This window comes from Flavobacterium sp. AC267 (genome assembly GCF_979258715.1).
The window spans coordinates 2325000-2346262 of sequence record NZ_OZ409875.1 but is presented as its reverse complement, the minus strand read 5'-3'; the positions used below and the strand labels follow the sequence as shown (position 1 = coordinate 2346262).

Here is a 21263-nt window from a genome sequence, read left to right as displayed (position 1 = left end):
ATATACGGCATGACATACATAGATCATAACACCAAATGCGTTTTCAACGGAAGCAGTCTCGGACCTGAATATGCGACCAAAGGGCTCCTGCGGCGTCTGGGCCATTCCTCCCATTATGAGAAGCAGTATACAGTTCCTGATGGTACCGCTCAGAAGCACGGCTCTTTTATTTCCGCAGGGGAAGTGCGGCGGATAATTGATGATGTGCTTTACGCCGGAACGCCGTCAGATTACGTTCCCAAACAGCTTAAAAACAAGCGGAAAAAAAGAAGGAAAAAAGGACAGTCAGATAATAATTAACACATAAAAATCAACAGCATGCAGACGGGAGAAAATGAACAGGCGCTTAGAAAAATTTTAGATATGACAAGACTGATGAGCATCGCATTGCTTGCTCATCCATTTTTATTATTACTGCTTCCATTCCTTCAGGCATTGGAATCTCGCTCCGGATTTTGCCCAGCGGATCTTGGAAAATATTTATCGTACAGGCCTTCTGGACAGCTTTCATAAATCTAAACTTTTTGCACTTGGACTCTTGGTTATTTCCCTTATGGGTGCCAAGGGAAGAAAAGATGAAAAGCTTCATTTTAGAACTGCTTTTAATTATATCTCAATGGGTCTTCTGCTTTACTTTGGATCCTATCTGGCTTTTGTAATATTTGCAGATGCTATGGTCTGCTCCGTACTATATATCTCACTGTGTTCTTTGGGCTATCTGATGACGCTTTCCGGGGGCACCCTGCTCTCCCGCATTATCCGCAGAAAGCTTAGTTCAGCAGATATTTTTAATAAGGAAAACGAAACTTTCCCTCAGGAGGAAAGGCTTATTGAAAACGAATATTCCGTTAACCTTCCCGCCCGTTATCACCTCAAAGACAAAGTGCGCAGCAGACTGGATTAACATTATAAATCCCTTCCGAGGCATTCTGGTTCCAGGTACGCCTGGTTCGGGAAAATCATACTTTGTAATCCGACATATAATTACCCAGCATATTGCCAAAGGCTTTTCCATGTTCATCTATGATTTTAAGTTCGACGACCTAACCGTTATCGCCTATAATGCCTGGCTGAAATTCCGTCATCTTTATGCCGTGGAGCCCAAATTTTACATCATAAATTTTGATGACCTCTCCAGAACCCATCGTTGTAATCCGCTTGATCCTGCGGCAATGACAGACATTACCGATGTCTGCTGAATCTGCCCGCACAATCCTTATGGGACTCAACCGGGAGTGGATTAAAAAACAGGGGGATTTCTTTGTGGAATCCCCTATAAATTTCCTGACAGCCGTCATCTGGTACCTTCGAAAATACAACGATGGCGAGTTCTGCACCCTGCCACATGTCATTGAAATGATCCAGACCGACTATGAAAGCCTTTTCACGCTTTTGAGAACCGAAAAAGAGATCGAGGTGCTTATCAATCCATTTGTCAGTGCGTTCCTTCAAGAGGCTGTAGACCAGCTGGAGGGGCAGATCGCTTCTGCTAAAATCTCACTGGCAAAACTCTCTTCACCACAGCTTTACTATGTGCTGTCAGGCAGTGATTTTACACTCGATATCAATAATCCATCTGATCCGAAAATTGTTTCAATGGGAAACAATCCGCAGAAAATACAGACTTACGGAGCGGTGCTTTCCCTTTTTGTCAGCCGTCTTATCAAACAGGTAAACCAGAAGGGAAAACTTAAAAGCAGTATTATTTTTGACGAGTTTCCCACTATCTATCTCAATAATATCGACAGTCTGATTGCAACAGCAAGAAGCAACAAAGTGAGCACCTGTCTGGGGATTCAGGACTTCAGCCAGCTTCGTAAAGACTACGGTCGCGAGCAGGCTGATGTGATCATTAATATAGTCGGAAATATTGTCTGCGGACAGGTCAGCGGGGATACTGCAAAACAGCTCTCAGAGCGTTTCGGAAAGATAATGCAGGATAGGGAAAGCCTCTCTATAAACAGCGCCGATACCTCCATCAGCCGTTCGCGACAGCTGGAATCCGCAGTCCCGCCTTCGAAGATTTCTTCGCTGAGTTCTGGGGAATTTGTTGGCATGACTGCCGATAACCCGGACTGCAGAATTGAGCTTAAAACCTTTCACTGCGAGATCATCAACGACCACGAAAAAATTAAAAAAGAAACAGATAGTTATCAAGAAATTCCGATCATAAGGACAATTGATAATGTTATCATCCAGAAAAATTATCTGCAGATCAAAATTGAAATTCAGGAAATAATCCACAGCGAAATGGAACGGATAATCAAAAGCCCGGCACTTTCATCGCTGGTTCTCAAAAAAGGAAAAATAACTTTTAATCCTTAGATGTTTTCTTGAGGCAGAAAAAAAGAAATGTTTTTTTAGTCGCCGGATTCTTTTACAAGCCGCAGTGTCTTTTCATCCTGCACTCCATTGTAATATTTCTCAAGCACCAGCCTGAAACATTCAGGCGTTTCAGGCAGAAGTCCAAATAGGGTCATGCAGGATTTAAGTTTCCTTTCATCTGGCCTTCCCAGAATTTCCAGTGCCGTTTTATTCTCGATTTGAAGCATTGCATGGGTAATTTCCACCAGACGTTTTCCCAGTATGGGGTGATTTAGATACAGTAAGGCTTCCTGCAGATTTTCAATACCGTAAAATATATTATAATCCGTGAATCCCAGTCCTCTTAGCTGGGGAAAAATAAACCACATCCAGTGGGTCTGTTTGTCGCCCTGCCTGATCTCTCGCAGTGCGTTCTCATACGTTTGTCGCTGTGCCTCTAAAAAACGGTTTAGATCATATCGCTTTTCCATTGCATTGCTTTTTTGTCACCTGAAATTACAAAATATTTCAATGCCGATCCCTAAACAGGCATCTGAAATAGGGGTGCTGACTGCTGTAAAACTAATAAGGAAATTTTCAATGAAAACGGAGTAAAAGAGTCGCGAAAATAGCACCCGCAGGCTCCTGCATGCGCATAACGGCTTTGCCGCCCTTCGGGTCTTATAGCACTCCGGATCCTTTATCGGATGCTTGATTTTATGCTTTCTTTTTCCCGTTTTTCTTTTGAAAAATTTTATGCGGGCTCGAGAAAAAACAGATAAACATTCACTTAAAATTTTACATCATGGAAATCTCAGGACGAATTACCAAAGATGCCGTAACGGCAAAAGTTTCAAATGACAGGGAGGTGGTAAATTTCTCCATTGCCATAAACGACAGCTACAGACCAAAAGGGGCTGACGAGCTTAAAAAAATTGTAACCTACATCGACTGTTCCTATTGGATGGGTTCAAAAATGGCGCAGTGGCTAAAAAAAGGCACTATGGTCGAACTCTTCGGGCGTATAGGTATGAATGTTTACAATAATGCCGAGGGCAAAGCGCTCGGTTCGCTGACCTTTCACACCAGTAATATTAAAATACTGGTTTTCCCGAAAACAGAAAACACTGCTGAAGTTCCCGCAGTTCAAAAGAAAAATACGGATCAGGACACCCCTGACGACCTGCCTTTCTAATTGGAATATACCGTTTCACATCAAAATTTATACGCCATGAAAGCCTTTGAAAAATCAGTTTACATTGAATATCCCGTATCTGCCCAGTTCAAAAAAATAGTCCTCTCCACTATGGAATCTTATGACGGGACAAAAAAAGAGCAGTTAAAATCTTTCTTGGAAGACCTGCAGAAAAATGGATGCATCTGCGGGATGATTTCAGAGTTTGTCTACAACTCGGACTGCAGGAAATTCTATATACAGCATTTGGATGATTTGGAAAATATCCGATACGAAATTGAAGATTCCCTTGGCGAATCTGTCAAAAACCGCCACCGACTGCCCCATTACACCTTTGTATGCTGGCTCTGCTTTGAAGAATACTGTTTTGACATCTACAGAAACAGTTTTGAATAACGCTTTTCAATCTTAAATCTTCCTTTATGAAAACATCAGATAAATTTAAAACCGCCATAGAAAGCTACCTAAGCGAAAAAGCGCAGAACGATGCCCTGTTTTCTGCTGACTTTAAAAAAGAAAGCAAAAGCCTTGAAAGCTGTTTCCATTACATTTTCGGCGAGGTCAAAAAAACAGGGGAATGCGCTTTTGACAATCAGGAAATCTTTGACATGGCTGTCAGGTATTACACAGACGACACGATTGGAACGCCTGCCCCTGTTCAATGCAGAGTAGCAGTAAGTTCCCCTGCCAAACCTGATTTGTTCTCAACTGCTCCCGCAGTATCTCAAAGCACAGTTCCAAAAATAGAAAAAGTGCAACCCGTGAAGCCTGTACAAACCCTAACACTCTTTGACTTATGATACCCAAAACAGTTATAGAAAAAGAAATCAGCGCCTTAAGCACCACCCTAGCCCCAATCACAGCGCAGATGCAAAAGTGGGCGGAAAAAAATATTTTCCTGAAATGGGCGGTGCTCTCAAGGGGAAAATTCCATTGTCTGGAATGCACCCATTCGTGGAAGCCCGACAGCCAAAGCCAGTCCTGCCAGAAGTTTATCAAATGCGCCTCCTGTCAGGGCAAACTTAAAATGCATCAGCACAATCAGGTGCATTTCAAAGAAATCGAATATTTCGCCCTCACCGATACCTGCTCTGGGTATCAGGTGGTGCGCATCATCTGCTCGCACAAGAACATGAAAAAAAATGTTCTTCCTGCCTATTCCCATACCGAAGTCATGCGGCATTGGATAAATCCAAAAGGGGAAGTGCGCACCATCTCAAGAAGCACCAATGTTTTTTCCAATGCCTATGATGCATGGCAGTACTATTCCTCTTTGGAAATCCGTCCAAAGGATTTTCAGAACTCGCCAAAATACCGCATAAATCCCTACAAGGTTTATCCGCACATGAAAGTGATTCCGCTTTTGAAAAGAAATGGTTTTAAGTCTTCCGTGCACGGCATTGCACCGCAGATACTCTTTACCGCTCTTTTAAAAGACCCCGTTGCAGAAACCCTTTTAAAAAGTTCGCAGACCTCTCTGCTCAATCATTATCTCACCTCCCATGAACAGCATCTGCATGAAAACTGGCAGGCAGTAAAAACCTGCCTTAAACAGCGTTATCAGATTCAGGACATAAAAATTTGGGAGGATTATATTGCCCTGCTCCGATGGTTTAAAAAAGACCTCAGCTCCCCTGCGCTTGTCTGCCCCGAAAATTTAGACCAGGCTCATGACAGGCTTGTTGTCAAAAAAGGGAGTTGCAACGCAGAAAGCATCTTGCGCAGTTGCGTGCAGAAATACAGAAAGCAGAGCCGATTTATGAAAATGATAAAAAACATTTCTTCGGACTTTCTTTTACCGATAATGACCTTACCATAAAAGTGCTTGACCGTGTGCAGGATTTTCTCTATGAGGGCGACACGCTCCACCACTGCGTATTTACCAATGAATATTATAAAAAGAAAGATTCCCTGATACTCTCGGCGCAGATTGAAAACAGACCTGTAGAAACCATTGAAGTGTCCCTTTCGAGAATGGAAATTATCCAGTGCAGGGGACTCCGCAATAAAGCCACTAAATATCACAGCAGGATTCTTAGGATTATAAATAAAAACCTGCCTGAGATTGCCGGACGGTTGAAGAAACGAAAAAAGCAGACTGCACCTGCTTAAACCATTTTACTATTGATACCGCAGATTTTACACTGCGGTATTTTTTTTTGCGCGCGCAGACACTTTAAGGTGCAAGAGGCAGTCCCGGCTTAGGGGCTATTGTGGAATGTTAAGTCAATTTCACCACAAAGTTCGGGCACGTCCTTCGGTTCTCCGCAAAAAATTCCCCCATAAATGCAGGGTCGCGCTCCTGCTTTATTGCGTTGCTTTCTGCGTTCGCTCGTCCCTGCCCGCTCAGCGGTGCTGTAATTAATCTTAAAACTACAGCAATTATGAAAAATCAACATCAAAACACAGACTGGCAGAAAGTATCAGAAATCGAACTGATCTATAAAACCAAAGTAAAAAGCACTGAAAGACCGTGTATCACTTCTTCCAGAGATGCTTACCGCATACTGCTTGACAGCTGGGATCCCGGCAAAATAGAATTCTTTGAGCAGTTCAAAGTGCTTGCGCTCAGCCAGTCCAACAGGGTTCTGGGAATCTACGAGGTTTCCTCAGGAGGCATCTCGGGAACTGTGGTGGATATGCGCCTGCTTTTCGCGGCGACCCTGAAAGCTGCGCCGTCGGGATCATCATCACCCACAACCATCCATCAGGAAAAACAGTCCCTTCCGAGGCTGACAAAAATATGACCCGAAAAATCCGAGAAGCAGGAAAACTGCTGGATATTCCGTTGCTTGACCATCTGATTGTAACTCCCGAAACCTATTACTCTTTTGCAGATGAAGGCGCCCTTTAAGGGCGTTTTCATCTTTCATGCCCTTGTGCTGTTCTGGTTTTTTAAGTAATTTTGCCCTATGAATCATGAAGAAATAAAACGATATTTTGAGAACAATCCGTCGCCGAAGGAAGTTGCGTGGACCCAATGGGCGAAGATTACCGACACTCAGGTTTTCCTGAAAAGCTGTTATACCACCATCAGAAATTTTAACGGCCCGATAGACCGCTGCCCGGCATGGTGGCATTTAAGGGATTTTTACATTCTGATGAAGAAAACAGCAGGCCAGCCGATCGGCGAAGAACCTGCTTCAGAATAATTCTGATCCTTCCGTAAATTCTTAATAAAGCAAAAAAGCACCGATTTGGGTGCTTTTTTTATGCCCCGAAAAATAAGGCTTTTTTATTTTTGTTATTATTTAGAACATTTTATTTTTAAAAATTGTCGCTGTCTGTACTAATTTTGATCTGTATAAAATGATTAAGATTATGAGCCGGGCTATTGTACACATCGACATGAACACGTTTTTCGTATCCTGCGAAAGACTCACAAATTCTGACCTTAACGGCATACCGCTTATCATTGGAGGCGGTGAGAGAGGCGTCGTGGCTTCGTGCTCTTATGAAGCCAGAAAATTCGGCGTGCGCTCGGCCATGCCGATCCATATGGCCATGAAGCTCTGCCCTCAGGCAAAAATTATGAAAGGCGACATGGAACTCTATTCCAGGCTTTCTCACGACATTACAGAAATCATCCAGGAAAAAGCGCCCGTAGTGGAAAAAGCCAGCATCGATGAATTTTATCTGGATATCACTGGCATGGATAAATTCTATGGCGACTACAAATGGACCGATGAGCTCGCCCAGCGCATTACCAAAGAAACAGGCCTTCCCCTCACCTTTGCGCTTTCGGTGAACAAAACCGTTTCAAAAATCGGCACAGGGGAAGGCAAACAGAAACAGAACCTTGAAATACCCGAGCATCTGGTGCAGTCATTTTTAAATCCGCTCTCCATCCGTAAAATCCCGATGGTCGGCCAGAAAACCTTTGAGCTTCTTTCCCGCATCGGCATCCGCACCATCCGCACACTCTCTGAAATGCCTGCCGAATCCCTGCGAGCAGATGATCGGCAAAAACGGAACCGAACTCTGGAAAAAAGCCAATGGAATTGACAACAATCCTGTAGAGCCTTATACGGAAAGAAAATCAATTTCAACCGAACATACCTTTTCCCAGGACACCATTGATGTATTAAAATTAAACAGGATCCTTCAGGGCATGGTGGAGAAACTGGCCTATCAGTCGCGAGCTGAGCAGTGGCTCACCTCAACGGTGACCGTCAAAATCAGGTATGCCAATTTTGATACCGAAACCAAACAGTCCAGAGTCCAGTACACCTCAGCGGATCATCTTCTGACCCAGACAGTGACAGATCTCTTTACCAAGCTCTACCAGCGCCGCATGAGGTCGCGCCTGATCGGAGTGCGCTTCAGCGGCCTTGTCAGGGGAACCTACCAGATCGACCTTTTCAATGATACCCAGGAAATGCTTTCACTTTATCAGGCTATGGACAGAATGAAGACCCGTTACGGCTTTGATGCCGTGATGAGATGCGCCGGCGCATCTTTCAAACCCAACAATAAAGACGAAATTTTAAAACGTAAAAAATAAATCATGTTTCTTAACTGCCACTCCTATCATTCCTTGCGCTACGGCACTATTCCGCTGGATGATCTGATAAAACAGGCAGCCGCAGTGCGGTGTCACGGCGGCAGACCTTGACCGACATTAATACCGTAACTGGGATTTATGATTTTATAAAAGGCTGTGAAGCCTCAGGCATAAAACCGCTTGTCGGTATAGAATTCCGATGCAGGCACAAATTGCGTTATATGGGACTTGCCCAAAATGCCGCAGGGCTTGCCCAGATGAACCGCTTTCTGACCGATCATAATTTCAGCGGAAATCCTCTGCCGGAAAAAGCTCCGAAATTTGAATCAGTTTATTTTATCTATACGCTGGAAAATGCGCCTGCACAGCTCGGCGAAAATGAATTTATCGGCATTGAACCTGACCAGCTCGGCAGGCTTTTTATGCCAGAACTTAAAAAGAAGATTTCCAAAATGGTTATCCTGCGACCTGTGGTATTCCGCACCAAAAGGGAATACAACCTGCACAGGATCCTTCGCGCCGTTGACCTCAACGAGCTTTTATCCAAACTCGGACCTGACGACTGCTGCAGAAAATCGGATATGATGATGCCCGAAGCTGAACTTATCGGGCTGTATAATGATTATCCACAGATCATCCAGAATACCCGATGCATCATCGAGCACTGCAATTTCCAGTATGATTTCGAGAGTCCTAAAAACAAAAAGCATTATACCAAAAACAAAAAAGGAGACATTGCCCTTTTAACCACCCTTGCTGAAGAAGGTCTGGTATGGCGGTACGGAAGACATAATGCAGAGGCAAAAGCACGTGTGAAAAAAGAGCTTAAAGTGATAAATGACCTTGAATTCAGCGGTTATTTTCTCATTACCTGGGATATCATACGCTACAGCAACAGCCGGGGTTTTCTTCATATCGGAAGGGGATCGGGCGCCAACAGCATTATTGCCTATTGTCTGGGCATAACAGACATCTGTCCCCTAGAGCTTGACCTGTATTTCGAGCGGTTCCTAAACGAAAACCGTAAAAGCCCTCCCGATTTTGATATCGACTGGAGCTGGAAAGAGCGTGATGTAATCTTAAAATACATATTCGACCGCTACGGTTATGAGAATGTAGCTTTCTGCGGCACCAATGTAGAATTCAAATACCGCTCGATTTTCCGCGAAGTCGGCAAGGTTTTCGGTCTGCCGAAAGACGAGCTTGACATGCTGGCAAAAAATCCAATGAAGCTCCACCAGACCAACTCCATAGTCAAGCTGGTTCAGGAATACGGCATGATGCTCGAGAAATATCCTAACATGCGCGGCATGCATTCCTGCGGAATCCTGATCTCGGAAGAACCGCTGACCAATTACACGCCACTGGAAATGCCTCCGAAAGGATTTCCTATCGTGCTCTTTGACATGCACACCGCTGAAGATATCGGATTTGAAAAATTTGACATCCTCAGCCAGAGAGGGATTGGCCATATTGATGATACGGTAAAACTAATTGAGAAAAACAGAGGCCTTCGAATCAATATTCGGGATACCTCATTATCAAAAAACGAGCAGTCAGCCAACAAATTTCTGGCAGAAGGAAGGACAATCAGGTCGCTTTTATATTGAAAGCCCCGCTATGCGCGACCTTTTGCGCCGTCTGAAATGTGATAATTACAAGACACTTGTCAGCGGCATCCTCAATCATCCGCCCGGGTGTGGCCCAGTCGGGAATGATGAAGGAATATATCTTCCGCCATAACAACCCGTCAAAATTTGAATATTTTCATCCGGTCTTTGAAAAAGAGCTCGGAGAAACCTACGGGATTATGGTGTATCAGGAAGACGTAATCAAAATTGCACTGCATTACGGCGGACTTTCTGCCGCCGACGGAGATATCCTAAGGCGTGCCATGTCGGGCAAGGGACGTTCAAAAGCCGCTTTGCAGAAAGTAAAGGACGATTTCTTTGTTTCAGTCGCTGCAAAAGGGCATCCCGAAGCATTGAGCCAGGAAATATACCGCCAGATCGAATCCTTTGCAGGCTATTCGTTCTGCAAGGCGCACTCTGCATCCTACGCCGTGGAAAGCTACCAGAGCCTTTATTTGAAAGTGCACTACCCTGTTGAATTTATGGTAGCTGTGATCAATAATCAGGGAGGGTTTTACAGAACTGAAATCTATGTGCACGAAGCCAGAATGGCCGGCGCTGTTATCCATACTCCCTGCGTGAATAAAAGCGGGTATGAGACTGCTCTTTACGGCGGCGATATCTATCTGGGTTTTATGCACCTGCAGGGCCTGGATTCCAAGCTCTCGCAGTTCATCGCTTTTGAACGCGAAAGAAACGGCGTTTATAAATCACTGGAGGATTTCATAAACAGGGTTCCCATGGGCATTGAGAATATAAAGGTGCTTATTTTTATCGGCGCTTTCCGCTTTACCGGAAAAACTAAAAATCAGGTCGCTGGTGCAGGTAAGCCTTCTGATGAATAATTTCAAGCCGGAAAACCGCGGGCTAATGCTCATTGAGCGACCCGCAAAAGAATTCAAGTTGCCGGTTCTGGAGCGCTCGGTATTTGAGGATGCTTTTGATGAAATCGAGCTTTTGAATTTCCCCGTATCATGCACCGTTTTTGATCTGCTTGCAGACCAGACACCGCGGAGATGTAATGGTGCGTGATCTTCTGAAATACCATAAAAAACAGGTCCGCATGCTGGCTTACCTGATCTCGACCAAACAGGTGCCGACCAAAAGGGGCAATATGTATTTTGGGACATGGATCGATCATGAAGGAGCCTATTTTGATACGGCGCATTTCCCGGACAGTCTGGTTCAGAATCCATTTCAGGGAGGCGGATGTTATCTGCTTCTAGGGACCGTTGAAATTGACTATCATTTCCCGACGATCACCATTTCCAGAATGGCGAAAATGCCTTTTATCCCTGATCCCAGATATTCGGACTCGGAAAAAAGATATACCACGCGACGACAATATCAAACAGGATGTCAGCGAGCACCCACAGACAGCCTTATCCGCAGGAGCACGAAATTAATCTGCTGCGCCACAGAATGAAATTTTGAAAATTTATTTATGCAATGTCCTAAGAATGAATTAAATTTGATAGAGAAGCAAAAAAAGAAATAGAAAAACAAGCATTCAGTACATCAGTTTTCTGCTGTTTCTTTTCCTAAGCTTTTGTTTTCGTTTGCTCCTTTTCTTTTATAAGTCTTTCAATGCCTTTAATATCTATTGAATATGGTTCCATAAGATGCGTTTTGTCAAACTTAAGCTGTATGAAAAAGAAAAAAGCCCATAAAAGAGTATATTAATAGCAGGATAAGACATTTTTTAAACAGCCTTAAAACGGAAAATTATGTGTTATTATACCCAGCAGAATGCTTCAATAGAAGATCTTAAAAGACGATTTAATGCAGAACTCGACAACGAGGAAACCTATCTGCAGTCGGATTTCATAAATGGGTTTTCCCATCCTAATATCCCTGTGATACTCAATTCCTCTCCGCATCTTATCACAACGGATTATACCTGGGGACTGTCTTGCCTTCCTGGGCAAAAGACATTGAGTTTAGAAAAAACACCCTCAATGCCCGCATTGAAACCATTGACGAGAAAGCGTCATTCAATAATATAACCCATAACCAGTCGCCTTATAATTGCTTCGGCCTATTACGAATGGCACTGGAATGACGAAAAAGGAAAAAGTAAGGACAAATACCAGATCAATTCGCAGGATGATGAAATCTTCACCTTTGCAGGCTTGTACTCAACATGGACGGATCCGGTAACGGATGAGATTAAAAACACCTACACCATGGTGACCACTAAGGCCAATAAAATAATGGATTATGTGCACAACCATAAACACAGGATGCCTATAATGCTTAAAAAGCAGGATGAAACGGCATGGCTGGACCAATCCGTAAAGATTCAAGAATTTGCCTATCCCTATGAAGGAAACTTAATTGCACTTCCGTCAAATTAATACCAGCTTTATGAAACAGGATATCGATTATTTCAATGGCATGAGCACTGAAGATCTGCTTAATAGATTTATGCAGAAGCTGTATTCTAAGACAGAATTCATACAATATAATGACCCTGATGATTTTTTCGATCCGGAACAGGAATACGGAAACCACATAACACAATGTATTGCTGAAGAAAGAGATTTTATACGAGAATTAATCCGAAGTACATCCGCTGAAGCTGGAACAATATTAACTGAGGAGCGGATTGAGGAAATGGTGCGAGCAGAAAAGAGAAGAAATCAACAAAATGACCGGATCGGCAATCGAAGACTATATTGAAAAGATTTCAGTTACTTATATCGATCCTGTTCCGGAATGCGACCAGAAATACCTTTTCATACGATGGTTTTGCCGAATCAGCCAATTTATAAAATCATTATTTCGAAGATAAATACTGTATTAAAACCTGCTTCATGATGGATTTAAAGAAACTAACTAACTAACTATTCAACCTACGTATTCTAATTAGATATGGCTCATTGAAGACTGGACACATGAAAACATCATATTTTAGCAACTAATGCTGTTACTATCGAAACATGTATTGATTATTTCATTGACGACATTTCCTAAACTTCAAATTTATCAAGCAATTTAAAATCTGCTTTAGTTCTTGTTATTCTCGTCGAATTTTTAAATAATTTTTCAACTCCTAAAATTAGATTTTCAAAATACCTCCTGATACAGAAGTTCAATTGTTACCTCTTTTTTGGCTCTCCCCTCTTCCACGAAGATGGTAGTCCATCTCGGTTCGAAATTTTCAACCAAATAATGGAAAGCACATAGAATTTCTTCTACGGAATTTTCCAAATTGATTCCTAAATTCTTTTCATAACCGATAATGCGGAAGAAAATGCCATTTTGAAGCGGCTCATCGTGTCCATCGGCAGTGTTGTCAGGAGCGATCCCAAAGAAGACAATTTCAGTCTTCTCGCAAAGTAATTCTACTAAATGGGAACGAACCGTCAAAAACAAAATTTCATCCTTTAGACCAAAAGGCACATCCATATTACCGGCCCTGATCGTTAACGCAAGATCTTCAAAATGAGGTTCCATAAAGAATAAAATATTTAGTTATCCAAACTCAACCATCCATATTAACTTTGTATATCAAGAAATTACCAACGTCAGTCCAGAATGCCCTCTCCAAATAACTTCTCCACCTGAAATATATAACTTTTCAAAATAGGCGTTGGAAGGAAAAACCTGCTTACTGCGGCAGCTTTTGCATCCAGCTTCTGATTATCAAAAGATCGTTCCAGCAATGCTGTATAATCCTTAAGCTGACTCTCATCAAATATTTTACGCAAATCTCTTTCGGTATTTACATATGATTTGAGCATGGGAAAATCATTATTGTTATCCATTTCATACCTTTCGAGTCCTGATTTAACCTCAAGAAACTCTTTTCCGAACAGAGTTAGAACTTCAGGCAGATTATTACCATAAAAGATATTGGGTATAAGACCGGCTTTATAGTTTGCATAATGCTCCTGCGAAGCTGTCGGCTCTGCCAGATACTTTTCAAAAGTCTGTATTCGGTAGATGTAATCCACTTCAAAGATATTACGATCCTGATAATCAACATTCATATGTTAGTGCATTTAAAGTTATTTATAAAAATAGCTAAATTTTCAATTGCATTTTAATATAACTTGATGTTCTCAGAAATTTCCCATACACCTTCACAAAACCAACTGCCATTTTATTTAACTTTACTGTTTAAACCTATTTATTATGGTGTACAGCAGTTTTGAAGATGAAGATCTTCCCAAAGTAAACCCTAACGAGAACCTTGAAACAATTTCTGAATATCATCTCCTATCGCTGTTCCCTGTTGAAAAATTTCAAATCAGGGCCGAAAAAGAAAGGGACAAGGGAATTGATTTTCATATAGAGCTTAAAAAAGAGCTTGCTTCTGGAGGATCGGGATACACCAACTATCATTGCGCTATCCAGTTAAAGGCATCCAATACAATTCAGCAGTCAGTTGATGGTAGATATGGCTTGCGGCTAACCACTTCAAATATCAATTACCTGCTCAATAATCCGATGCCTGCCTATTATATCTTTTACCACCATCCCACAAAAGCTTTTTTCTATGATAATGTAAAGAATTTCGTTTTGCGGCTCCTAAACCAGAATCCCGAATGGCATAAGCAGAAGACGCACAAAATTTATTTCACCAAAAGACTTGACCAGCAAGCAATTCAGCATATTTATGATGAAACCTTTGCACATGGTGATACTCTAAAGCACATCAATCAATTTATTAAACCACTTGAAAAACGGAATGGTTCAGATCGATTAATTATTGATGCAGACCTTGAGGTCTACAGCGTTGCACAAAACATCGAATTTATTGATCAATTCGGCGCCGATCTGGTAAATAATAACCGTTTCAATACAGTAATTGAAGTAGAGAAAAGAAGCTGGCCGAGGGATAGCGCAACGTCGCGGTTTTATCTTTTTTGCGGAATTGCATATTATCAGAGAGGAAATCTTTTCAAAGCACTTGAACTGCTCAATGATGCAAAGAAGCTTTCTGCCGAATTTGACCCTCAGGGTAAGGCAATAATTGAACATACTATTTTAAGCGCAAGATATCTGCTAGATATGATAACCAAAGACGACTTTGATTTTCAGATGGAAAAGATAAATAGTCTAGTGGATGCCGGATCATTTTTTCAGATTGAAAAAGCTTATGAAACGCTCTCATTAAACAGAGCACAGCCAGTCTGCGACCATCGGACAGTACTATGATACAATGAAGAAGATTATTGAAAATGAAAAAAGCGCATTTGTGCGCATTGTCGCATATAATAAGATTATAGAAGCCGAGTCCTCAATTCTTTTGCATGATCTTGCGATGAATTTTACATTTTTTATAGGACGTGCAGAAAGGCCATTTAAAAGCAGGGCATATCTGGAATGGCGGCTGACTTGAAAGGAAATTCTTGGATCGGCTTAATGCAATTGCAAGCATATGCCGACAAATGCGGCTATCATATGGGAGGAGCATATCTAACATTGGTATCCATAGAATGGAATTATGAAAAGGCAATTCATATTCATTATTTGGGATGCTGGAACAAAAGAAATTTCGACTTGCATGAACCAGTTAACGGCTTAATGGTCCAGATGCTGGAAAAACTGTGCGGTTCACTCGACCAGCTCTCCCAATTATACAAGACAAATGACTACATTGAAAATATGATTTCTAGCATGATTCTAAAATTCCAGATCCAGCATTTTTCAGAAAAATATGAAGAAGCCAATCAGACTAAGGATAAAATTTTGCGAGACATTGATTCACATGGATTTCAGGGGTTGAAAAAAGAATATGAAACCATTTTTAACAACGGAACTGCACACGAGAATTTTGTAGAAAAATACACCTTGCTCATGAACAGCCTTCAAGACTCAGCAGTAGAAAAAGGTTTTGACCCTTACCGAATTCTAAGCGAGAAAGAAATGAATTATAAGACGTTATGGTCTATAAAAGACTTTATTGAACTTGACTTTTCCATACATCCCACAATAGACTAAATGGGAAATCAAAAAAAGTGGCGATAGATTGATTTAAAAAGTATTTTTTTGCAAATGCAGATTCATTTTTATTGTTGGTTAATACATGCAGAAGACTAAAAAACAAATCTTTAAAATACCATAAATACATTTCAAAACTTATTTATGAAAATCTTCATCAGATCAGGGAAAAATTGAAAGCAAAAAAAACTAATATTAACCCAAGCAATTTTTTTCATCTTCCGTTTTTATTGTCATTCTCTTGTAATAATTAAGATGCAGAAAGCCCAATTTCTTCAGTCGCGAGACTCTAATAACATTTTTGCGAGCAATTAAAATTGACAATCAGCAAAAAAAATAACTGAAAAATAACAATTTAAAGAAATTTAAACATAAATTCGTAATGTACTATTTTTTTGACCACTTCTTACGTATTTTTGTCCATGAGCAGATTAAAAAATTATTTAAAAATTTAGATGGAAAAAACTTACAATATCGTAGACCTATTTTGCGGCGTGGGTGGATTAACTCACGGATTTAAAACTGAAGGTTTTAATGTTATAGCCGGAATTGACTTTGACAATACATGCAAGTATGCCTTTGAAAAAAATAACGATTCTACTTTTTTGCATGAGAATTTAATAACAATGCATTCTGATAATATTGCAGAATTATATCCTGCCAAATCGCTCAAAATCTTGGTAGGTCGCGCACCTTGCCAGGCATTCTCAACATATTCAAAGAACAAAGAGACCAATGATAAATGGAAACTTCTCTATAGTTTTAGTAGAATAATAAATGATGTAAAACCAGATATTATTTCAATGGAAAACGTTCCAAATTTATTAAAGTATAATAACGGAACTGTGTTTAATGATTTTGTAACAAATCTAAAAAAATTAGACTATCATGTCACTTATAGCGTAGTTTCTGCGCAAGATTATGGAGTTCCTCAAAGACGTAATCGCTTGGTCTTGTTTGCATCAAAATTTGCTGACATACAAATAATAGAACCTACCCATAAAGATAATTATGTTACAGTTAGACAAGCAATAAGTCATTTGCCACCAGTTAAAGATGGAGTCTCTCACAAAAGTGACATTTTACACCGTACTAGAAAGTTGTCTCCAATAAATAAAAAAAGGATTATGGCTACTCCACATGGCGGTGGATGGCATGATTGGAAACCAGAACTATTACTTGAATGTCATAAAAAAGCAAGTGGCAGAACCTTTCGAGACGTCTACGGCAGAATGAAATGGGATGATGTTGCTCCAACACTTACTACGCAATGTATCGGAATTGGAAATGGACGCTTTGGTCATCCAGAACAGCACAGAGCTATTACAATGAGAGAAGTCGCTATACTTCAATCATTTCCAGAAGATTACCAATTTTACGATCCCGAAACACCTATGTCAACAGTGAGCGTCTGCAGACATATTGGTAATGCTGTGCCCGCAAGATTAGGTCAAGTAATTGCCCAATCAATTAAAAGACACCTTGAAATTTACGATAACTAAAAATTAGCTTCTTCACAGAGTTATTATGGAAAAAAAATTCACGATGACATTAAACCTAAATGTTTTAAATCATTTAGGTTTAAATTTATACAGTAATACTCCTGCTGTTCTATCAGAGGTAATTGCAAATAGTTACGATGCAGATGCAATTAATGTCAATATAACTATCTCACAAGAGAGCGACAAGATAATGATTTTAGACGATGGCAATGGAATGTCTTTGGAAGAAATCAATTCTAAATTTCTGATGGTTGGTTACCAAAAAAGAGAGAATGGCGAACAATTATCAAAAAACTTTAAACGGCCAGTAATGGGTCGTAAAGGGATTGGAAAATTGTCCCTATTATCAATTGCTAATACCATTGAAATTCACTCTATTTCAGAAGGAGGTACCGGAAATGCTCTTAAATTAGACAAGACGGAACTGGAAAGACAAATAAAACAAAACGGAGGTAAATATAACCCTGAGGAAATACCATTTATTAATTTTGGGTCTACACACGGAACTAAAATTATAATATCAGATTTTCCAAGGGATATTGCTCGTACTGAATCATACTTGCGACCTCGCTTAGCAAATCGTTTCGTTTTATTACAATCCAAGCATCCATTTAATATTATTATAAATTCTGTCCCTCTCACTATAGATGATAGGCAGTTTTATAGAAAACTTGAATTCCTGTGGCCCGTAGGGAATTTTGATAAAACAATTTTAAGTAAATATACAAACATTAAGTTTCAGCCATCTCTAAATGGAACTATTGACAGTACTCAATACAGTATAAGTGGTTGGATTGCGAGTGTTGATAAACCCAGTGATTTACGCGATGGTGCTGATAATAACAATAAAATCACAATATTCACAAGAGGTAAATTAGCACAAGAAGATATATTGTCCTTTTATAATGAGGGAGGCCTTTATGCAAGCTACTTAATTGGTGAGTTACATGCAGATTTTCTTGACAACGATAATGATAAGGATATTGCAACTTCCAATAGACAACAGTTCAATGAAAATGATGAGAGATTTGAGAAATTACGTGCTCATATCCACACCCTTTTAAAAGTAATTCAGGCTAAATGGTCAAGTTTGAGATTAGAAAATTCTACAAGCAAGGCAATTGCACAGATTCCAGAATTAAATGATTGGTACAAGCTACAAAAAGGCGACAGCCAAAAACATGCTAAAACTTTGTTTGCAACTATTGAAAATCTTCATTTTGACAAAGACATTGCTAAGAAAAAAGAGGTCTACAAGTTTGGAATTTTAGCGTTTGAGCGCTTACGAGTTGCAGAAAAATTATCAGAAATTGAAAACTTAGATGGGAACAATATAAGCCTCTTCGGCAACATTTTTTCTGAAATGCAAGATATTGAAGCCACATTATATTATGACATTGCTAGCCAAAGAATTGCAGTGATTAATAAGCTTATAAAAAGTGTGTCTGACAATGACAAAGAAAAAATACTGCAAGCAGATCTTTTCGATAATTTGTGGTTACTTGATCCTTCTTGGGATCGAGCAACAGAAGGCACTGAACATATTGAAAGATCAGTGACTGATGAATTTGGAAAAATTACAACTAAATTAACTGAAGAAGAAAAGAAAGGGAGAATTGATATTCGCTACAGAAATGCAACTAATAAGCATATTATTATAGAGTTAAAAAGATATGTTGCTGGTTATAAAATCACAACCGGTACTTTGATGGATCAAGTAGACAAATACGAAAGAGCACTTCGTAAATGTCTTCAAGCATCAGGTGAATCAAATCCAGCGATAGAATCAATATGCGTAGTTGGTAAAGATGCTCTTGAAGATATCAACGAAACAAATCGTAAATTAAGTTCCACCAACGCACGTGTAATTACTTATGACCAATTAATAAGTCATGCACAGGCTAGTTATTCTGATTATCTCGAAAAAAACAAAGAAGTAGGTAAAATTAGAGCATTGCTTGATAAGTTATAATTAAAGAACACAGTTCTCTATCCCTTTAGAATATAAATAATTTAAAAAACTGTTGCCGAAAGATTTTTAATCTTAGAGTTTTTTATATAATCCATAATCAAAAAAATGCAACCACTTTTTTTGAGCAAAAATAATCTAGAAAAGAAAAATGATAGAAGGATTTATGTGCGTTACATTTTGTGTAACTATGATTATTCTGGTACTTGTCGCCAATAGATATAGTAAAATTTCAATAAATATGTTTGGAGTTACTATAAAAGCTAAAAGAAAAAATAGCTTTCTACTGGTGGCAAAGCCACCAGTTATATTTACGTTTTTATAGCTTATTGAGAAAATTAATATTTTAATACTGCTGAATTCAATTTTAAAATTAACATTATGGATAATATAGAATTCAATGAAATTCAAAAAAAAATTCAGCATCTTGAATGCAAAATTATCAAATAGTGCTACTATAAAAGATTGCTTTCATCACATAAAAGACGAGTGCATTGCGCCTATAAAAAGTGCACATAGTCTGCAAAGGCAGGGCGCTTTAATACAACTCGAGAAAACAGTAGCTGGTAATGCATTTCTTTATGCACATACTGAGAGAATTCATAATAAACAGGATGATTTTTTAGATTTAAAACCAATCGGCAGAAAGGTCTGCATCTACTTTTTTCGGATTTTGCGAATTTCATGATACAAACCTATTCTCAAAAATTGAGAATAACCCAGAGATTACAGATATTAATAACGACGAACATTGTTTTTTACATTCTTATAGATCTTTTGCACATTCTTACCATCGCAAACATGAAGAACTAAAATTATATGAAAGTGAAGACCCTGAAACTATTAAATTATTACTTGAACTTCACGGAAATTTTAAACTTCAGCAGCTTAAAAAATATGTTTCAATGGCGCTTGAAGATTTAAAAAAGCCAAAAGAAATGTTAGACTACTGGATTGAAAATTCTATTTTCGATGGACTAGAATATTTGGCTTATGAGTTTCCGCATAAAATACCAGTAGCTTGTGCGGCAGTGACAACTCCACCATATATATTTTCAGGTAAAGCAATTAACATAAGTACAGACCCTAATTATATCTATTCAAATATCATCACTACCGTAATTCCTTTTTCAGATAGATCTGTAGTGATTTTGGCGACGATTTCCAGAAGAACCAAATGGAAAAAAAAATATTTAGATGAACTTGATGATATTAAATTTGAATTGCAGAGAGAAAAATTTCTCAGTTATCATATAATGAATAGTGCTGAAAATTGCTTTATTTCTCCTCATTATTATGATTCAATGACAACTAACAGAAAAAAAAGTTATTGCCACATGATAGATTACGTATCAAGTAATGATACTCCATACATGGGTTTTAACAAACACTTTCCAATAAATTACTTTGCACGTTCCGCTTCAATTACGTAAAATCAAAATCTCGTTAAAGTAAAAAAATTATACTTACTTCTACTTTTTACTTATTAAGTAATTTACTAAGACGGTAAATCTAATATCTATAGAATCCAAATACTATGCTTTCACAAGAGCAAAAAGATCATTTTATATCTTTAAAAGTTGAGATTATTGATTTGAATATTTTATCACATCTTTTTATTAGGAAGATGAACCGGTTCACATATCTTTTCCAAAACACTAGTAGACACCATATTTTCGAGGAACTAGTTGCTTTGCGATATATGGAAAATGGTATAATTCTTCACTTAACAAATCTAGATGACGATAGTTCCAAATTTTCTTTCAGAGAAGCTATTAAACAGATTAATAAAACGTTTAAAGATCAAAAGAAAAAAGATAAATTAAATCAATTACTGAAATTATACAGACGTAATTTAGGGAAACTAAAAAATGACCATCGCAATAAAAGAATTGCTCATTTAAATTATTCTGAAGATTTAGAATTAGATCAATTCATGAATTTTGAAAAAGATTTAAATGAATTGATAATCCAAGCAAATTCAATCGCAGATATTATCTGGGGCGAAAAAATAAATTATTACTTCAAATTAGGTAATCAAGACGAAACATTAGACATCAGAAAACTTACTGAAAATTTAAAGTTTAATGTAAATAGCGAAAAAGGTTTTTAATATTCACTTATTTTTATTTAAATATTTAAAAACTTAAAACTATGAAATCTATACATTATAGTTAAAATTTGCTTTTCAATAAATTATACTATC

At 39.0% G+C, this 21263-nt stretch carries 21 protein-coding genes and 3 pseudogenes; 21 read left to right on the top strand and 3 right to left on the bottom strand.

The genetic code is table 11. The features are described from left to right. The first annotated feature begins 9 nt into the window (after positions 1-9). The 4 genes from ACZZ95_RS12205 to ACZZ95_RS12190 all read left to right on the top strand — a co-directional run bounded on the left by ACZZ95_RS12205 (position 10) and on the right by ACZZ95_RS12190 (position 2325). The gene (locus ACZZ95_RS12205; protein ID WP_463469237.1) at positions 10-300 is read left to right on the top strand and encodes a hypothetical protein; all 291 of its coding nucleotides are present in this window, start codon (positions 10-12) and stop codon (positions 298-300) included. Between the two features lie 18 nt (positions 301-318). Continuing rightward, positions 319-513, top strand: coding sequence for a YWFCY domain-containing protein (locus tag ACZZ95_RS12200; protein ID WP_463469236.1), 195 nt, complete (start codon positions 319-321; stop codon positions 511-513). Next, positions 470-904: a YWFCY domain-containing protein gene (locus tag ACZZ95_RS12195; protein ID WP_463469235.1), complete on the top strand. Its 435-nt coding sequence runs from the start codon at positions 470-472 to the stop codon at positions 902-904. Before ACZZ95_RS12200 ends, ACZZ95_RS12195 begins: the two co-directional genes overlap by 44 nt. A gap of 284 nt (positions 905-1188) precedes the next feature. Next, positions 1189-2325, top strand: coding sequence for a type IV secretory system conjugative DNA transfer family protein (locus tag ACZZ95_RS12190; protein ID WP_463469234.1), 1137 nt, complete (start codon positions 1189-1191; stop codon positions 2323-2325). Between the two features lie 35 nt (positions 2326-2360). On the opposite strand, the gene ACZZ95_RS12185 is transcribed toward ACZZ95_RS12190, so the two are convergent. After that, the gene (locus ACZZ95_RS12185; protein ID WP_463469233.1) at positions 2361-2795 is read right to left on the bottom strand and encodes a DUF1810 domain-containing protein; all 435 of its coding nucleotides are present in this window, start codon (positions 2793-2795) and stop codon (positions 2361-2363) included. Between the two features lie 314 nt (positions 2796-3109). Here ACZZ95_RS12185 and ACZZ95_RS12180 point away from each other — a divergent pair, with 314 nt between their 5' ends. The 11 genes and pseudogenes from ACZZ95_RS12180 to ACZZ95_RS12130 all read left to right on the top strand — a co-directional run bounded on the left by ACZZ95_RS12180 (position 3110) and on the right by ACZZ95_RS12130 (position 12316). Beyond that, positions 3110-3499, top strand: a complete 390-nt coding sequence (locus ACZZ95_RS12180) for a single-stranded DNA-binding protein (RefSeq protein WP_463469232.1) — start codon at positions 3110-3112, stop codon at positions 3497-3499. 36 nt (positions 3500-3535) lie between these two features. Beyond that, positions 3536-3895: a DUF7222 domain-containing protein gene (locus ACZZ95_RS12175; protein WP_463469231.1), complete on the top strand. Its 360-nt coding sequence runs from the start codon at positions 3536-3538 to the stop codon at positions 3893-3895. 26 nt (positions 3896-3921) lie between these two features. After that, positions 3922-4299 (top strand): Cas9 inhibitor AcrIIA9 family protein, encoded by a 378-nt coding sequence (locus ACZZ95_RS12170; protein WP_463469230.1) that lies wholly within the window; start codon positions 3922-3924, stop codon positions 4297-4299. Next, positions 4296-5611, top strand: a pseudogene (locus ACZZ95_RS12165) (PcfJ domain-containing protein). Before ACZZ95_RS12170 ends, ACZZ95_RS12165 begins: the two are co-directional and overlap by 4 nt. Before the next feature lie 272 nt (positions 5612-5883). After that, positions 5884-6353: pseudogene (locus tag ACZZ95_RS12160) on the top strand (JAB domain-containing protein). A gap of 58 nt (positions 6354-6411) precedes the next feature. Further along, the gene (locus ACZZ95_RS12155; protein ID WP_463469229.1) at positions 6412-6651 is read left to right on the top strand and encodes a DUF6965 family protein; all 240 of its coding nucleotides are present in this window, start codon (positions 6412-6414) and stop codon (positions 6649-6651) included. Positions 6652-6820: 169 nt separating this feature from the next. Then, positions 6821-8003: pseudogene (dinB, locus tag ACZZ95_RS12150) on the top strand (DNA polymerase IV). 221 nt (positions 8004-8224) lie between these two features. Continuing rightward, on the top strand, positions 8225-9613 hold the full coding sequence (locus ACZZ95_RS12145; RefSeq protein WP_463469228.1) for a DNA polymerase III subunit alpha: 1389 nt from the start codon (positions 8225-8227) through the stop codon (positions 9611-9613). Positions 9614-9669: 56 nt separating this feature from the next. Then, on the top strand, positions 9670-10479 hold the full coding sequence (locus tag ACZZ95_RS12140; protein ID WP_463469227.1) for a helix-hairpin-helix domain-containing protein: 810 nt from the start codon (positions 9670-9672) through the stop codon (positions 10477-10479). A 1164-nt stretch (positions 10480-11643) separates the two neighbouring features. Further along, complete coding sequence (locus ACZZ95_RS12135; RefSeq protein ID WP_463471667.1) at positions 11644-11991, top strand: SOS response-associated peptidase family protein; 348 nt, start codon at positions 11644-11646, stop codon at positions 11989-11991. A gap of 10 nt (positions 11992-12001) precedes the next feature. After that, positions 12002-12316: a hypothetical protein gene (locus ACZZ95_RS12130; protein WP_463469226.1), complete on the top strand. Its 315-nt coding sequence runs from the start codon at positions 12002-12004 to the stop codon at positions 12314-12316. Between the two features lie 387 nt (positions 12317-12703). On the opposite strand, the gene ACZZ95_RS12125 is transcribed toward ACZZ95_RS12130, so the two are convergent. After that, positions 12704-13093: a hypothetical protein gene (locus tag ACZZ95_RS12125; protein ID WP_463469225.1), complete on the bottom strand. Its 390-nt coding sequence runs from the start codon at positions 13091-13093 to the stop codon at positions 12704-12706. Between the two features lie 71 nt (positions 13094-13164). Beyond that, positions 13165-13629 (bottom strand): hypothetical protein, encoded by a 465-nt coding sequence (locus ACZZ95_RS12120; RefSeq protein ID WP_463469224.1) that lies wholly within the window; start codon positions 13627-13629, stop codon positions 13165-13167. 145 nt (positions 13630-13774) lie between these two features. Between ACZZ95_RS12120 and ACZZ95_RS12115 the strand changes: the two genes are divergently transcribed. From ACZZ95_RS12115 to ACZZ95_RS12090, 6 genes are all read left to right on the top strand, one after another. Beyond that, entirely contained in the window at positions 13775-14800 is a 1026-nt protein-coding gene (locus ACZZ95_RS12115) for a DUF4365 domain-containing protein (protein WP_463469223.1), read from the top strand. A gap of 168 nt (positions 14801-14968) precedes the next feature. Next, positions 14969-15586: a hypothetical protein gene (locus ACZZ95_RS12110; RefSeq protein WP_463469222.1), complete on the top strand. Its 618-nt coding sequence runs from the start codon at positions 14969-14971 to the stop codon at positions 15584-15586. Positions 15587-16041: 455 nt separating this feature from the next. Next, complete coding sequence (locus tag ACZZ95_RS12105) at positions 16042-17088, top strand: DNA cytosine methyltransferase (protein ID WP_463469221.1); 1047 nt, start codon at positions 16042-16044, stop codon at positions 17086-17088. Positions 17089-17131: 43 nt separating this feature from the next. Further along, positions 17132-19060: a BbrUII/HgiDII family restriction enzyme gene (locus tag ACZZ95_RS12100; RefSeq protein ID WP_463469220.1), complete on the top strand. Its 1929-nt coding sequence runs from the start codon at positions 17132-17134 to the stop codon at positions 19058-19060. A gap of 902 nt (positions 19061-19962) precedes the next feature. Then, entirely contained in the window at positions 19963-20490 is a 528-nt protein-coding gene (locus tag ACZZ95_RS12095) for a hypothetical protein (protein ID WP_463469219.1), read from the top strand. A 269-nt stretch (positions 20491-20759) separates the two neighbouring features. Beyond that, positions 20760-21170 carry a hypothetical protein gene (locus ACZZ95_RS12090; RefSeq protein WP_463469218.1) on the top strand — a complete coding sequence of 137 codons (411 nt, stop codon included), beginning with the start codon at positions 20760-20762 and terminating at the stop codon, positions 21168-21170. Positions 21171-21263: the final 93 nt, after the last annotated feature.